At 46.0% G+C, this 14,899-nt stretch carries 11 protein-coding genes; 4 read left to right on the top strand and 7 right to left on the bottom strand.

Annotated features, from left to right (window positions below; translation table 11 throughout):
* Nucleotides 1-5: 5 nt before the first annotated feature.
* Complete coding sequence (locus ACEW8F_RS12485) at nucleotides 6-629, bottom strand: hypothetical protein (RefSeq protein WP_373483800.1); 624 nt, start codon at nucleotides 627-629, stop codon at nucleotides 6-8.
* A gap of 398 nt (nucleotides 630-1,027) precedes the next feature.
* Between ACEW8F_RS12485 and ACEW8F_RS12480 the strand changes: the two genes are divergently transcribed.
* The 3 genes from ACEW8F_RS12480 to ACEW8F_RS12470 all read left to right on the top strand — a co-directional run bounded on the left by ACEW8F_RS12480 (nucleotide 1,028) and on the right by ACEW8F_RS12470 (nucleotide 7,529).
* Nucleotides 1,028-3,175, top strand: a complete 2,148-nt coding sequence (locus ACEW8F_RS12480; RefSeq protein ID WP_373483799.1) for a lectin like domain-containing protein — start codon at nucleotides 1,028-1,030, stop codon at nucleotides 3,173-3,175.
* A 55-nt stretch (nucleotides 3,176-3,230) separates the two neighbouring features.
* Nucleotides 3,231-4,469: a DUF3298 domain-containing protein gene (locus ACEW8F_RS12475; protein ID WP_373483798.1), complete on the top strand. Its 1,239-nt coding sequence runs from the start codon at nucleotides 3,231-3,233 to the stop codon at nucleotides 4,467-4,469.
* A gap of 198 nt (nucleotides 4,470-4,667) precedes the next feature.
* Nucleotides 4,668-7,529, top strand: a complete 2,862-nt coding sequence (locus tag ACEW8F_RS12470) for an HD domain-containing phosphohydrolase (protein ID WP_373483797.1) — start codon at nucleotides 4,668-4,670, stop codon at nucleotides 7,527-7,529.
* Between the two features lie 263 nt (nucleotides 7,530-7,792).
* On the opposite strand, the gene ACEW8F_RS12465 is transcribed toward ACEW8F_RS12470, so the two are convergent.
* The 4 genes from ACEW8F_RS12465 to deoC all read right to left on the bottom strand — a co-directional run bounded on the left by ACEW8F_RS12465 (nucleotide 7,793) and on the right by deoC (nucleotide 12,590).
* A complete protein-coding gene (locus ACEW8F_RS12465; protein ID WP_373483796.1) occupies nucleotides 7,793-9,355 on the bottom strand; it encodes an FGGY-family carbohydrate kinase in 1,563 nt (520 codons plus the stop codon).
* A gap of 26 nt (nucleotides 9,356-9,381) precedes the next feature.
* Nucleotides 9,382-10,182, bottom strand: a complete 801-nt coding sequence (locus ACEW8F_RS12460) for an HAD family hydrolase (protein WP_373483795.1) — start codon at nucleotides 10,180-10,182, stop codon at nucleotides 9,382-9,384.
* 222 nt (nucleotides 10,183-10,404) lie between these two features.
* Complete coding sequence (locus tag ACEW8F_RS12455) at nucleotides 10,405-11,556, bottom strand: iron-containing alcohol dehydrogenase (RefSeq protein WP_373483794.1); 1,152 nt, start codon at nucleotides 11,554-11,556, stop codon at nucleotides 10,405-10,407.
* 314 nt (nucleotides 11,557-11,870) lie between these two features.
* The gene (gene deoC, locus ACEW8F_RS12450; RefSeq protein WP_373483793.1) at nucleotides 11,871-12,590 is read right to left on the bottom strand and encodes a deoxyribose-phosphate aldolase; all 720 of its coding nucleotides are present in this window, start codon (nucleotides 12,588-12,590) and stop codon (nucleotides 11,871-11,873) included.
* A gap of 394 nt (nucleotides 12,591-12,984) precedes the next feature.
* Between deoC and ACEW8F_RS12445 the strand changes: the two genes are divergently transcribed.
* Nucleotides 12,985-13,869, top strand: coding sequence for a LysR family transcriptional regulator (locus ACEW8F_RS12445; RefSeq protein WP_373483792.1), 885 nt, complete (start codon nucleotides 12,985-12,987; stop codon nucleotides 13,867-13,869).
* A gap of 234 nt (nucleotides 13,870-14,103) precedes the next feature.
* On the opposite strand, the gene ACEW8F_RS12440 is transcribed toward ACEW8F_RS12445, so the two are convergent.
* Together ACEW8F_RS12440 and ACEW8F_RS12435 are read right to left on the bottom strand one after the other, a co-directional pair.
* Nucleotides 14,104-14,400 (bottom strand): helix-turn-helix domain-containing protein, encoded by a 297-nt coding sequence (locus ACEW8F_RS12440; RefSeq protein ID WP_373483791.1) that lies wholly within the window; start codon nucleotides 14,398-14,400, stop codon nucleotides 14,104-14,106.
* Nucleotides 14,401-14,546: 146 nt separating this feature from the next.
* Nucleotides 14,547-14,729 carry a hypothetical protein gene (locus tag ACEW8F_RS12435; protein WP_373483790.1) on the bottom strand — a complete coding sequence of 61 codons (183 nt, stop codon included), beginning with the start codon at nucleotides 14,727-14,729 and terminating at the stop codon, nucleotides 14,547-14,549.
* Nucleotides 14,730-14,899 lie beyond the last annotated feature (170 nt).

Here is a 14,899-nt window from a genome sequence, read left to right as displayed (position 1 = left end):
TTATTTTATACCGTCACAAATTCCGAGCCAATCACTTCGCCGGTGGGCAGATTGAGATAGACCACGGCGTAGGAGCCATCGGGGTTGAACCAGCCCAGGCCGGTGAGCTGTTTGGCGCTGCCGGGTTCGGGCCGGCTCAGGCTGATTTCGATGCCGTCGCTGCCCATCACGTCCTGAACCTCATAGAAGGGCATCCCGATGGCGATCCGGTAGGCCTGTTTGTCGGTGACCGGGAAGGGATTCATCGCTGCCAGTTCGGGAGATTTTTCGGTGGGGAGCAGTCGTTTGGAAAAGACCTTATCGTCTTCACCATACGTGACCAGCACCCCATAACCGCTGCCCGGATCGCGATAGGCCACCTGGCCGTCGGGCTGAACTTCTCCGGGAACGGCCAGTATCGTTTCCACCTGATCCCGGGGTTCATCCAGGGTGATGGAATGGTAGAATTTGAGGGCCTGCTGAGCCGCCGCTGCGGTGGCCGGATTGATGATGGTTGTCGCGGCCTTTTCGGTCCGGCTTGCGGTTGTGGCCGGTTTGTTTCCGGAGGCAGTGCAGCCGCTCAGCACCAGCATCCCCCCAAGCAGCAGGGCGACGCCCCATCGAACCGGTCTGATTTTTTTAAATTTCATCGTATTGTCCCTCTTTCATCCGAATTAAATCTTCACAATCGGTTATTGTTCTTTCTTACCCTTTTTCCGAAACGATTATCACCGCTATTCCGGTAAAATAAAAACGCTCCTTCAAAGTGGCGATTTTATTTTGCGTTTCACTGGCATTATTATCAGCCGCACCGTTGCCCCGATAACTAAGAATTTTACTTTAAATATTTTTAGAATCGATGAATAAAACCACCGTTAATTGGTATATCTCTGGTATAGAAACACGTTTTTTACGATGATGGTTGTCGCTGCCAGGTGGCCCTGTTTATTCTCCACGTCAGGCCAGGTTTTTGCTACCCCGAGCTGTTCACCCCTGCCACGATCGCAGGGGCCGGCAGCGGTTCTGTTCTAAGAAAGGATGTTCCCAAATGAAAACCCGATTCAAACACCGCATGTCGCTGATCCTGTTCGGTCTGGCCTGTTTGCTGGTGATCCCCCAGTCGGTCTGGGCTGATGCCACCGCCCCCACAACGGCCCCCTTAAATCCCGACTTTGTCCAGTACCTGTCCGACCGCGAAGCCGGTACCCTCACGACCAGCACCGCCGACGGCTATAGTCTGGGCTATATGCCGTCACCCGTAGTCCGGGTAGAAGCCCCGGTGGATGCCAGTCTTGACACCGCGGCCAGTTTTCCGGCCAGTTATGATCTGCGCAGCCTCGGCCGGGTCACCGACGTCCGCCATCAGGGCACATTTAGCGTCTGCTGGGCCTTTGCCAGCCTCGCCTCGCTGGAATCAACCCTGAAGCCGACGGTCACCACGGATCTGTCCGAAAACAATATCCGTTGGAACCATGGTTTTGATTCCGGGCCCGAAGATCCCGGCAACGCCGACATGGTGCTGGCCTACCTGGCCCGCTGGAGCGGTCCGGTCAGTGAAAGCAGCGATCCCTATGGCAGCTCCCAAAAAATCGGTCTGGCCCCGGTTTATCACGTTCAGCAGGCCGAAAACCTGCCCAAATCCGCGACCGCCATCAAACAGGCCCTGATGGACAGCGGCGCCGTATTTACCTCCATTTATGCCAGTGCCGTTAACTCCAGCTCTTACTATAATGCCGAGGCCGCCGCCCTTTACTATAATGGCAGTAACCCCACTGATCACGCCGTGACGATTGTCGGCTGGGATGACAATTTCGACCGCAACCTGTTTCCCATCACGGCCCCGGGCAACGGCGCCTGGATCATCAAAAACAGCTGGGGCACCAACTGGGGTGACGGCGGCTATTTCTACCTCTCCTATTATGACACCTATGCCGGCAATCATGCGACAGTCTTCAATAACGCCGAAACCACCAGCAATTACGGTCGCATCTACCAGTATGATCCCCTCGGCAACACCGGGAGCCGCGGTTATGCCACCGCTGATGGCTCGGCCTGGGGCGCCAATATTTTTACCGCCGCGGCCAGCGAAAATCTGACCGCCATTGCCACCTACTCGATGAGTGCCAACACCACCGCTGAAATCAGCATCTATACCGATGTTTCGGCCGACAATCCCAGCAGTGGCCAACTGCGGGCAACCCAAACTGCCAACTTTGCCAATAACGGCTATTACACCGTCGATCTCAACACCCCGGTGGGTCTGACGGCCAACCAGCCATTTGCCGTGGTGATTAAATATACAACCCCCCAAAGCGAATACCAGATACCCACCGAGCGGGCTATCGCCAACTACAGCAGCGCCGCCAGTGCCAATGCCGGTGAGAGCTTTACCCGGGGCAATGGCAGCGACATCTGGTATGACTCCGGTTATAACGATAATGAAAGTGTCTGCATCAAAGCCTTTACCGGTGGCCAAAGCGTCGCCACCCTGACGGGCATCGAGATTACCAGTCCCGCCAATAAGCTGACCTATCAGATTGGTGAGTCCCTGGATCTGTCCGGTCTGGTGGTCACCGGCACCTACAGTGATGGCTCGACCCGGACCGAGACCGTCACCGCCGCCAATGTCAGTGGCTTTGACGCTGCTACGGCGGGCACCAAAACCCTGACCATCGCCATTGGCGGCAAGACCACCAGCTACACCATTACCGTTAAGAGTGCCGCTACCGGTGGCGTTGACGTCTATTACCGCACCCACATCCAAAACGTCGGCTGGCAGTATGACTGCAAAAATGGCGAGGTCTCCGGCACCTCCGGCTACGGCTACCGGCTGGAAGCCATTCAAATTCAGCTGGTCCAATCCGGCTACGACCTCGGCATTGCCTATCGCACCCATATCCAGAATATCGGCTGGGCACCCTGGCACTATGACAAAGAGATCAGCGGCACCTCGGGGATGGGTTTACGGCTGGAAGCCATTGAGATTCAGTTAGTCGGCGATGATGCCGACAAATTTGATGTCTATTACCGGGTTCATTGCCAGAACATCGGCTGGATGGGCTGGGGCAAAAACGGCCAGATGGCCGGCACCTCCGGCTACGGCTACCGTCTCGAAGCAATCCAGATCGAAGTGGTGCCCAAAGGCACCTACTTCAGTGTCGACGCCGAGGCACCGGCCTATCTGGAAACGAATTAATACCCGTCCGGCACCCGGCTGCGGGTGCCAATTCCCATGAAAGTGAGGTTACAAGATGAACACGCCCAGCAAAAAGCGATTCAAAAAAATCCCCCTCTTGCTGTTAATTTTGCTGCTGGCCCTGCCCCAGACCCTTCTGGCCGCCGGCAGTCTGGATGCCCAGACCGCCCCACCGTTCTGCAGCTATCGCACCCACGTCCAGAATATCGGCTGGCAGGAGTGGAAAAGCAACGGCCAGACCAGCGGCACCTCGGGCCAGTCACTGCGGCTGGAAGCGATCGAAATTACCGTCAATGATCAGGGCTATGATCTGGGGGTGGAATACCAGACCCATGTCCAGAATGTCGGCTGGCAAGAGCTGAAGTACGATGGCGAAACCAGCGGTACCTCGGGCCAGTCGCTACGGTTAGAAGCGATCCGGATCAACCTGACCGGCAGCGATGCTGATCTCTTCGATATTTACTATCGCGTTCACGCCCAGAATCTGGGCTGGCTGGGCTGGGCTAAAAACGGCGCCAGTGCCGGGTCCGCCGGACTCAGCTATCGGCTCGAAGCGATCGAAATTGTGATCGTCAACAAAGGCGGCGCCGCCCCGGGCTCGACCCTACGGCCCTTTGTCAGTGTTTACAGCATGGCCATCAATCAAACCCAGTCACAAAACTATTATGACATCGACACCCTCCGCTGGGTCTACGGCTCCCGCTACGAACGGCCGGTGTTTTATGACAACAGTCTGGTCCAGCTGAAACTGGAAACCTTCTATGATGCCCTGGAAACCAGCTGGGTCCAGGCTAACAACGCCGAATACATGAGCTTTGTCAATTCCTACACCACCGATCCCATCTTCCGGGCCAACCTGATCGGTAAATATGAGAACAATGTCACCGCGACGATTTCCTACAATAATAATAACATCATCTCGGTGACCCAGGAACAGTACCGTTATTCCGGCGGCGCCCATGGCAATAGCGAGCTGACGGCCCACAGCTTTGGCACCACAACCGGTGATGAACTGAGCCTCGGCGATATTCTGGCGATCCCGGATGCCCAGATCAGCAACCAGCTGACGGCGGAATTCCAGAACCTGAAGAATAGCAATCCCCGCTACGCGGATATTGATCTGACGACCATCGCCAGCAGCCTCAACGCCAACTCCGCCTACTACCTCAGCGATGCCGGGGTCTGTGTCTTCTTCAACCCCTACGAAGTCGCCGCCGGCGCCGTCGGCCGGGTGGAGCTCGTCATCCCCTACACCCGCACCGATCTGCTGGTGGATATTGAGACGCTGATTTGAGGGTGGTAAACATCTGAACAATGCCGGAAAAATCGGCAATCAAAAAGCAGCGAGTGATGCCTCGCTGCTTTTTAAGCTAACAAAATATTACCGATAAATGATAGTAAAGCACCCCCCTGCCATGTTATGATTAGTTCTTACAAAACCAGATTGTGCTTCAACGTCCGCTGTTTTTACAAACGTTTTCTGGAGGTAGATATGAAAGTCAGAATAAGGATCATGATGCTACTTGGGCTTACTTGTGCGGTGCTCTGTTTAAGTATGACTGGCAATCGCTTGACCGCCCATGCCATGGCAGCGCCAAAGCTTGTCTACAAAAGTGCCACCGAATATGATTATCCGCCTTTTTCGGTGGTAACGGATGGCCAGGCCGATGGTTTTTCAGTGGAGCTGTTACAGGCGGTGGCCAATGAGATGGGGCTGACGATTGAGTTCAAAGTCGATCATTGGGCGACGATCAAAGCCGAACTGGAAGATGGCCAGCTCGATGTCCTGCCCCTGGTTGGTTACTCCGAAGAACGTGATCAGTATTTTGATTTTACGGTGCCCTATATTGTCATGCGCGGCAATATTTTTGTCCGTCAGGATGACACCAAAATCACCTCGGAAGCAGATTTGTATGGCAAAGAAATCATCGTCATGAAAGGCGATAATGCTCAGGACTATGCCGAAAGCATGAATTTTACCGACCACCTGATTCTCGTTGATACCTATGCCGAGGCCTTTTCCTTGCTCAGTTCCGGTTCTCATGATGCCGTTCTGGCACAGAGCCTGGTGGGCCAGAAGTTAATTAATGACTTAAAAATAGAAAATATTGAGGCCGTTACCCGCCTGTCTGACGATGGTGTTGACCGGGTCAAGGTTTCCCTTAGTGGCTTTGAGCAAAAGTTCTGCTTTGCTGTCAAAGAAGGCGACAAAGAGCTCCTGGCCGCACTCAATGAAGGCCTGGCGATTGTCTCGGAAAACGGCACCTATGAGGCCCTTTATCTCAAATGGTTCCCCTTTCTGGTCGAAACAAAACCGGACTATACCCAAATCGCGATCTATTTTTTTGGCGCCCTGCTGGCGGCAATTGTGGTTTTGCTGTTATTTTCTTTTATCATGATTCGCAAAGAAGTCAAACGTCAAACCGCAAAATTAGAGAATAACCTCTTTCGCAATACCATTATGTTTAACGTGATGAATCAAGAATCTAGTTCGGTTACCGATCGACTCGATTATGTCCTGAATGAAATGATCAAAATGACTGGCAGCGAATTTGGTTATATCTATTTGTTCGACGAAGCAACTAACCAGCTCACCATCAATTCATGGTCAACTGGGGTGATGACAGCCTGTCTGGTGGCCGAGAAAAAGACCGTCTATCAATTAGATTCCGTTGGTATTTGGGGTGAGGTCATCCGCCAGCGAAAGCCGATGATCATCAATGACTTCAACAAACCGGATCCGCTCAAAAAAGGCTATCCCCAGGGCCATGTTACACTTGATAACTGGATGGCCGTGCCCGTTTTTGCCGATTCGCACATCGTCGCCACCGTTGGGCTGGCCAATCGCCCGGTTGATTACGATGAAAATGATATCTATCAGGTGACGACCCTGATGAGTGGCGTCTGGAATATGATTGAGAAATCGAAATACCGGGACGAACTTGAGGTCGAAAAAAACAAATATTTATCGACTTTAGTCTCGATCGGGGACGGGGTCCTGGTGGTCGACTTAAATGAAAGAATCGAGCTCATGAATAAGGTCTGTGCCGACATGACGGGCTGGACCGAAGCCGAAGCCAAAGGGATGCATTATCAGGATGTCCTGAGATTATCTCATGAAAATCCCAGCTGTGAAATTATTGACCCGGTCAGCGAGGTGCTTAAATCTGGCCTCCCCTATGAGTTAAGCAATCACGCCATCTTAACATCTAAGGATGGGCAATGTTATCTGCTGGAGGACAGTGCCTCACCGGTTAAAAATCTCCACCATGAAATGCTTGGCGTGGTTCTGGTCTTTCGCGATGTGACCCAAAAAAGAGCTCAAAGACGAGAGATTGAATATCTCAGTTTCCATGATGCCCTGACCGGACTGTACAATCGCCGCTTTTTTGAAGCGGAAATGGGACGGCTTGATACCCCCAGAAACTATCCCCTGACCATCATCATGGCCGATTTGAATGGCCTGAAGCTGACCAATGATGCCTTTGGCCATCATCAGGGGGATGTCTTGTTAAAACAGACCGCCCATCTGTTTAGCACCTATCTGCGGGCCGATGATATCGCGGCGCGGTGGGGCGGTGACGAGTTTGTTATTCTGATGCCACAAACAACCTCCGATGAAGCCCAAAAAATTGTCGATCGCATGAATCAGGGGAGCAGTCAATTAGAGACCACCAACGGGATCCTGTCGATCGCTTTTGGTTGGGATACAAAAACAGACAGCACCATGAATTTTGAGGCTGTTTTCAAAAATGCTGAAGAATACATGTATAAAAGAAAACTGAGCGAAAGCCAGGGTGTTCGGGGTTTAACCATCAAGACGATCGTGAACACCCTGTATGAGAAAAGTCCCCGGGAAGAAAGCCACTCGCATCGGGTTAAAGACCTGGCGGTCAAGATCGCCAAAGCCTTGCATTTCTCGCAGCATCAGATCGATGACATTGCCACTTTGGGATTATTGCACGATATCGGAAAAATCATTGTTTCGGGAGATATCCTTGAGAAACCGGGACGGCTCACCGAAGCAGAATATAACGAAATCAAAAAGCATCCCGCCATCGGCTATCGGATGTTGACGACCACCAATGAATTTTCCAACATCGCCAAAGGCGTTTTGAGTCACCATGAAAGATGGGATGGTACGGGCTATCCCAACGGCATCAAAGGTGATGACATTCCCATCGAGTCGCGCATTATCACCATTGCTGACGCCTATGACGCGATGACGGCGTCACGCCCTTACCGCAAAAATGGCCTGTCGGTTGAAAAAGCCAAGCAAGTCCTGATCGATTGTGCCGGGACGCAATTCGACCCAAATATCGTTGCTATCCTGATTAAAGAAGCGGTTATTTAAAAAGGGCCGGTAAAAATCACGATCGACTTTTTCATTCGAGCACTGCACCGGACACGGGCCTTTCACCCGTTAGATTTCGCCCATGCTGCTACCACAAAAAAACAGCGATTGATTACTCGCTGTTTTTTTTGTGGTAGCGGCCTAGTCTGAACACCTTGTTTTCAGACGTCAATCATGACCGAGATCATGGCTAATTCGGGCGCCAGCGCGTCGAATTGCGTTTCAGAGAAGATCACTCATAACACCTTTTATACTATTTTATCTCATTCCTTATTCTGGAAATTAACGATTGCCGGGAATGTTTCTTTCCTTAATGCGTTAAAGCCTAACTCGAATATTTTGAAAACTTCTTTATAGGTTTCAACATTCTCAGGTATTGGTTCAAAACGTTTATCAACTTGCACCATATTTTCTGCGGCTTCATGAATATCCTTATAGATTCCGACTCCAACAGCACCTAACATACATGCTCCAAGAGCCGTTGCCTCACTAACCTTAACAGTTTCAACGGGACTGCCGTAAATGTCTGCCTGGATTTGGTTCCAGACATCAGAACGGGCAGCACCACCGGTCACGCGCAAGAGTTTAAACTCTTTGAAATTGGCTGCTTTGAGTGCTTCGAGCATTTGTTTCATTTCAAAGCAAATGCCTTCCATGGCGGCGCGATACAGGTCAGCTTTCGTGTGGGCCAATGTCATGCCTATAAAAGCTGCCCTGGCATTATCCTCATAATAGGGACAAGCTTCGCCGGCCAGCCAAGGCATGAAGATGGCTCCTTTAGCTCCAGGAGGAGATTTAGCTGCTTCAGCAGTGAGTATTTCATAAACATCAATATCCCGGAGTGCAGCTTCCTGTACTTCTGAATCGCTGATGGTGTTCTTGACCCATCTAAATGCACTGGCTGCAGCACTGGCATGACCCTCCATCGTCCAGTTTCCAGTACCAGGATGTCCCAGAACATGACAGGCTGCTGTTGGATGGCGTACTGGTTCATCAGAGTAACCAATAACCAGTCCCGCAGTACCAAGACAAATAGATGCCAGCCCAGATGCTACGTTACCAACACCAATAGCGCCGCATTGCTGATCGCCACTGCCCATAATTAAGGGAGTACCAACCTTTAGTCCGGTAAGTTTCGCAACTTCAGGTGTTACTTCGCCAACTTTGGTGGTCGGTTTGTAATTTTTAGGGTATTTATCAATATCTACTTCAAATACCTCTGCCAATTTTGGCACATATTCAAATGTATCGGCATCACAGATCTGCCACCATCCAGCGTCAGTATCATCGTCATACCAACCATCAGCACCTAAAGCTTTGATAAGAAGGGCCTGGGGCGTCACCATCTTATACGTTTTTTCGTAGAGTTCGGGGAAATGTTTTTTATACCAATATACTTTAGACGATGGCCATACAGCTCCTTTTGGGAATCCCGTGATTTTATAGAGATCAGCCCAGTCCATGTCATATTTGGCCATGCGTTCTTCCATCCACGGGAACATCTCTACGCCTCTCAGATCCTGCCATATGAAAATCGGATGCAGGAAATTGCCATCCTTATCGACAGGTACAAAGGTTGAACGCATGTTTGTAAAACTTACACAGGCAATGTCTTCGCCCTTGATGTTAGCTTTAGAAATAGCCGCTTCAGTTGATTTAAGTGCCAAATCCATAAAATCTTCTGCATTTTGCTCAACCCATCCGGGTTTTGGATACGTTGTCGGAGTTTCAAAATACGCACTGCTTACTTCATTTCCTTTAAAATCTACGATAACACAACGAACACCCATGGTGCCCCCATCGATACCTGCAATATATTTACTCATTTCGTACTCCTTTTTATTACTATATTTTATAACTTTAAGTTAAGCACCTCAATAATTGTATCAATCACACCATCTTCTTCATTTGTTTTATGGGTGATATTTTTGGCAACTGCTTTTAGATCGGGATGAGCATTTTTCATCGCAAAAGTATGTTCACAAACCTCCATTAGGGAAAGATCGTTGAGAAAGTCACCAAAAGCCATTGTTTCCTCAGGTTTTGCGCCAATGTTTGCCATCAACATCTGCAAAGCTTTTCCTTTGTTCTCCCCTTTTTTAACAATGTCAATCCAGTTTTCCCCTGACGGAACAAGATCATATTGATCGGTGATCGAAAAAAGCTTTGGACAAGCATTTGTCAACGGATTAATCCCATCAACACTTGATATTTTACAGATTTCTTCCTGCGCGATCACTTCCTCAAAATTTTCTACGATTACGGTATTATAAAAAAAGCGTCTCACCTGTGCTTCAAAAGCAGGTAACCGATCCATAATGTAAGTCGCATGAATTCCACATAGTGCTGGTCGTAATTCATCAATTTTTTCAATCTGCCCAAGCAATACTTCAAGTTCTTTTTTTTCAATCGACACATGGTAGATCATCTCACCACAATCTAACACCACATTCCCATTTTCACAAATCAATCCAATTTCATGAAAATATTCGAAGAATTGAACTTTAAGGGTATGTACGGCTCTGCCACTTGCTGGAACAAATCGTATTCCTTCACGCTTTAACGCTTTAATTAACGCTGGGAATCGTTTAGGTAATTCTTTTTTGCTGTTAAGTAATGTCCCATCAAGATCTGACACTATAATTTTAATCATACAAACTCCTTGTCCCGCACTTTATCATAACGACACGCTAAACCTGAAATCCCGCATTTTTATATCCAGGTATTGAAACCATGAAATAAGTGGGTTTCAGAAATCACACAGCGATATAAAGGGTGCCCGACATGTAAGCTACACCATCCTATTTACAGTGATTTCGGGCCCTTCTAGATATAATTTTCCGGGACTGTCAGTCTAAATCAATTTAAAATTTACTTACATCACTGTCTCAAAGAACGCAATCCATTCTTCAACTGATAACTGCTTCGGATTACTCGACATACTCGTTCCAAAGCTTGCTTTTGCCAATATCGGGATATCTTCCGGATCGATCTTCAGATGCTTATAATCGGGCTTAATTCCCATATAATTATTAAGTTCAAAGATAAAATCAACTGCCGCTTTCGCTCCATCACCTGGTTTATGATAACGCTTGCCGGTTAAAGCTTCACCAATAATATCCATGCGTTCTTGCGCAATATCCGCATTAATTTTCATAATGTGAGGAAGCATAATTCCACAAGATTCTCCGTGGGGAACATGATAGGCAATCCCAACGGCCATTGCTATGCCATGAACTGCCCCTAATCCTGAATTTGCGAATGCCATTCCACCCAGAAGTGATGCCGCACACATCCCCTCCCGTGCTTCCATATCATTACCATCATCAAAAGCTCTTTGTAAATATTTTCCGCCAAGGGCAATCCCGCTTAATGCTAAACCATCACTGATCGGTGTTGCTCTCCATGTTGTATAGGCTTCAATTAAATGTGTTAATGCATCAATTCCTGAAAATGCGGTAACGCTCTTAGGACAATCTCTCGTTAATTCCGGATCAAGAAGTGCTACATTCGCAATCATCGTATCAGAACGCATCGAACGCTTAAAATTTAAAACACGTGATCCTAAAACAGCGTTCTTAGTGACTTCACTACCAGTGCCAGCCGTTGTTGGACACGCCACAAATGGAACTGGCAGCTCCGTAATTTTTTTGCCTTTTCCGACGACCTCCATATAATCAAGTGCTGGTGTACCATTCGTAATGAGTGCTGCAACTGCTTTACCAACATCGATACAACTTCCACCGCCAATAGAGATAACACAATCACATCCATTTTTAATTGCTATAGCCGTGACTTCATCGACTTGTTCTACTGTCGGTTCTCCTCGAATCTCACTATAAAAAACTGTTTTTTTACCATTGCTTTCAAGCTGAGTTTTAATATTCTCCAGAATAGGCGAATTTGCAAAAAAGCTATCCACCACAATTAAAAAATTAGTTCCAAAATTACATACGTATTGATCTAATTCCTTAATCACTCCTTGTTTTAGAACGGTCTTTGTTGCTGTTAAAAACGAAAATTCCATAGCTCCTCCTTGTTTCTATCCTAGAAACACATTTTAATGTTCTCACATACTACCAAAATGCTTCTTCCCCACATTCTACTGAGCCTAATGGCTGACCACAACGATTATAAAGATCCATTTCAATTATGTCGTGTTTTGCCAGCTGTTCTACCGCCCAAGGGAAAATTTCAGGGCTTTTAAATTAATTATTGCCCCCCGCCTCACAAATAATCGTTTACATTGCTTTAGAGAAAATGAGCAGTTTCTCTCAAGAAACCACTCTTTTCACGCTTTTTACAGCATTTTTTCTTATTTTTTTACTTCTGGCCAGCCGGTTATTTGATTTCGATGCCTTTAACAAATCTTTCGAAAATTTCTAAAGCGTCAACAATTTTTTTAGCAGAGCGGGTACCAATAATATCTACACCGGCGGCAATACACATTAATGCAATATTCGCAGTCCAAAACTGACCTGTTCCAGCAACTTTTAATTTGCAGCGACCTTTGCAGGTTTTTACAAGAAGGTCGATGATTTCCATATCAGGACCGCCAAATCGACCTGTCGAGGTTTTTACAAAATCCCCGCCACCTTCAATAACACACTCACAAGCAGTTACAATTTCCTCAGGTGTCAAATAGCATACTTCAATGATAAATCTTGTTTCAAGACCATTTACTGCTGCAACACAAGCTTTAATTTCTTCTAATAAATGATCTTTATTGCCACTTTTTAAATGACCGTAATCAATCACAAAATCAACAATTTCGACGCCATGCTCAATGGCCACTTTTGCCTGATTGACTTTGTCTTCAATTGATCCGGTTCCAAAGGGGTAGTCAATAACAACACAAGCTTTAACATCGGTCCCTTTTAATTGTTTGGCAACTCTTTCAAGATAGTTTGGATTTACACAAACAGAATTTGTGTTGTACTCCAAGGAAATTTTTACTAATTCATCAATCTCCTGAGTTGTTGTATAGGGATTAAGTAATGAACCATCAATCATTTTTGCCAAGGACGCTTTGTTAATTTCTTTTCCGTTTAATACTAACATCTTTTTCTCCTTTATTTTAAATTAGCCAGAGTGTAGAATAACCTCTCGACTTTTTAACAAAATCAAATGTGAAACATCTTAAAAACAAGTAGTTTATCAATAAACTTTGCCCTTAATCTTTCCACGATTTTAGTATAGCACCTTATAAAAACCAGGTAAAACAACGCTTAATTGTAACCCATTACAATCAAATTTAAAGATTGTAAAAAAAATATCAAAAATTGACAACCAATTCTCCATTTGATAGAATAAACTAATGAAATCCTTTTCTTCCTGAAATATTAAGCGATTTGTGTTTTAAGATGATTGTTCTAAAATATGTTGCTTTGTAGTTTTATTGCGAATAAGTCAATATTACTATTACCCCACTACATTTTTGGATAGGAGTATAATTTTGGATATCAAAAGTCTTGAATTCTTTGTGCGACTATGCAAGGACAAGAATGTTTCTGTTGCAGCCGAGAATCTATTCATTTCCCAGCAAGGTTTGAGTCAAATGATCAAGCGAATGGAAAATGAACTGGGTGTAAAACTATTTAGACGTAACAATCGCGGTGTTACTCCTACGGTTGAGGGAAAACTTCTTTGGGAACATGCAGAAAAAATTTTAAGTGAATATCAAAAAGTAACCGACTCCATCAACTTAAATAATAGCTTAATCCATGGCCCTTTAAATGTTGTATTAGAGCTTGGTTGCCTTACCCTCTTAACGTTGTCTCCATTTTTACACTTTATTGAAGAATATCCCAATGTTGACCTCAGGTTTGGTGAACATCGTGAGACGATCTGTCAAGCCCAGCTTTCTGATGGCACTGCTGATGTTTTTTTTGCTGTAAAATCGGTTGATAGTGAGCAATTTGATGTTTTGCCATTCTATCCCCTTAATTCTATTGTCTACGTCCCTAAAAACCATGTGCTTGCAAAAAAAAGCTTCATTACTGTTGAAGACCTCCGCGATACAAAACTTATCTTATGTGGCTCCACGAATTACTATACGGTTGTTAAAGATTGTGCCGAGGCTAATTTTGTTCCAAACATAGTCGTTTCTTCAACTGACATCAATGTAACCATGCAGTGTGTTCAATCTGGTCTAGGCGTGAGTCCTTTTATCCTTGGCATGAATAAAGCACTCCCAATTTCAGAAGATATTATCGTCCAACCATATCGATGTCAAAACATACCGCAAATCCATATCTTAACAAAAAAAAAGACACCCCTTTCTTTGGGTGCCCAAAAATTTTGCGATTACTTTTTGCGATATTTTGAAACGCGTACCTAATTATTTGATGGCGCATTTCACAAACACAAATTATGCCTTAATTTCAGTGATAATTCTGTTCCCACAGCCGTTGTCGGCAGCGCAAAAGTCTTTTCCAGCTCCTGCTATTTTTTACTATCAGTAAGCACAAAGCAGCGCCTGAAACAGCGCTGCTTTTTATTTCGGTAACAAGCTGGTCAGAAAGTAATCCTTTGCCACCTAAAACAAGCACCTGAACCAACCGTCATGACGCAATTATTTACGAAGCGAATGATGGTTAGGTATAAATTCAATTTTTAAATTCATTCCCATCCCGTGAGCCAATCGTTGTAGTGTTTTTAAAGAAGGATTGGCATTGCCGTTTTCCAATTTGCTGATATCGGCTTGAGCAATCCCTGTTTTTTCAGAAAGTTGTTTTTGGGTTAGACCGAGTTGTTTTTGGGCGTCAATCCTAGCCTGGATAATGGCAAATTCCGGCTCCAAGGCATCATACTCAGCTTTAAATTCAGGATCGCCCATTTTCTCGGCTAAATAATCATTAAATCGACTCATTTTTTTTCGCCTCCCTTGTTAAATAATCGGCTCGGTATTTATTTGCCTTTTGAATTTCACGTATCGTTGTTTTAATTGTTCTGAGCTTGTGGACGTCTTGCTAACTTGTCAAGATTTTCAGATCTTCAAAAAATTCCGGTGAAGTTTTATAAATCATCACGATATTCAACCTTTGCTTCAACCTTTGCCTCAAGTATTTTCTTTAAGTCAGCAAACACCACCTTATGCAAATAACGCTGACTGGTTTGTTGGGCTTCCAACTCCGCCTCTTTTAATTTAAAATAGACTTCGCTGTCAAATAGATATTTTTGAGTGGCTTCATCACTCATAGCCAGCACCTCCTTTTTTGTTTATTTTATTAGGCGTTTGCAAAACGCCACAGCCCGCATAATTACGGGATATTTTTAACATAAATAAATATAACTCCTCACCAGATTGTGATAAAATTGAGTTGCTTAAAAACAAATCTATCAACCTGAAAGGAGTTATACATGGATAT

Source organism: Acetobacterium sp. (genome assembly GCF_041752335.1).
Taxonomy (GTDB): Bacteria; Bacillota; Clostridia; order Eubacteriales; family Eubacteriaceae; genus Acetobacterium.
This window is presented reverse-complemented; position numbering and strand designations above follow the sequence as displayed.

Bases quoted from the DNA above. Each gene is read 5' to 3' on its own strand.
- ACEW8F_RS12470 (WP_373483797.1), top strand. From the start codon at position 4,668: ATGAAAGTCAGAATAAGGATCATGATGCTACTTGGGCTTACTTGTGCG.
- deoC (WP_373483793.1), bottom strand. From the start codon at position 12,590: ATGTTAGTATTAAACGGAAAAGAAATTAACAAAGCGTCCTTGGCAAAA.
- ACEW8F_RS12475 (WP_373483798.1), top strand. From the start codon at position 3,231: ATGAACACGCCCAGCAAAAAGCGATTCAAAAAAATCCCCCTCTTGCTG.
- ACEW8F_RS12440 (WP_373483791.1), bottom strand. From the start codon at position 14,400: ATGAGTCGATTTAATGATTATTTAGCCGAGAAAATGGGCGATCCTGAA.
- ACEW8F_RS12465 (WP_373483796.1), bottom strand. From the start codon at position 9,355: ATGAGTAAATATATTGCAGGTATCGATGGGGGCACCATGGGTGTTCGT.
- ACEW8F_RS12480 (WP_373483799.1), top strand. From the start codon at position 1,028: ATGAAAACCCGATTCAAACACCGCATGTCGCTGATCCTGTTCGGTCTG.
- ACEW8F_RS12455 (WP_373483794.1), bottom strand. From the start codon at position 11,556: ATGGAATTTTCGTTTTTAACAGCAACAAAGACCGTTCTAAAACAAGGA.
- ACEW8F_RS12435 (WP_373483790.1), bottom strand. From the start codon at position 14,729: ATGAGTGATGAAGCCACTCAAAAATATCTATTTGACAGCGAAGTCTAT.
- ACEW8F_RS12485 (WP_373483800.1), bottom strand. From the start codon at position 629: ATGAAATTTAAAAAAATCAGACCGGTTCGATGGGGCGTCGCCCTGCTG.
- ACEW8F_RS12460 (WP_373483795.1), bottom strand. From the start codon at position 10,182: ATGATTAAAATTATAGTGTCAGATCTTGATGGGACATTACTTAACAGC.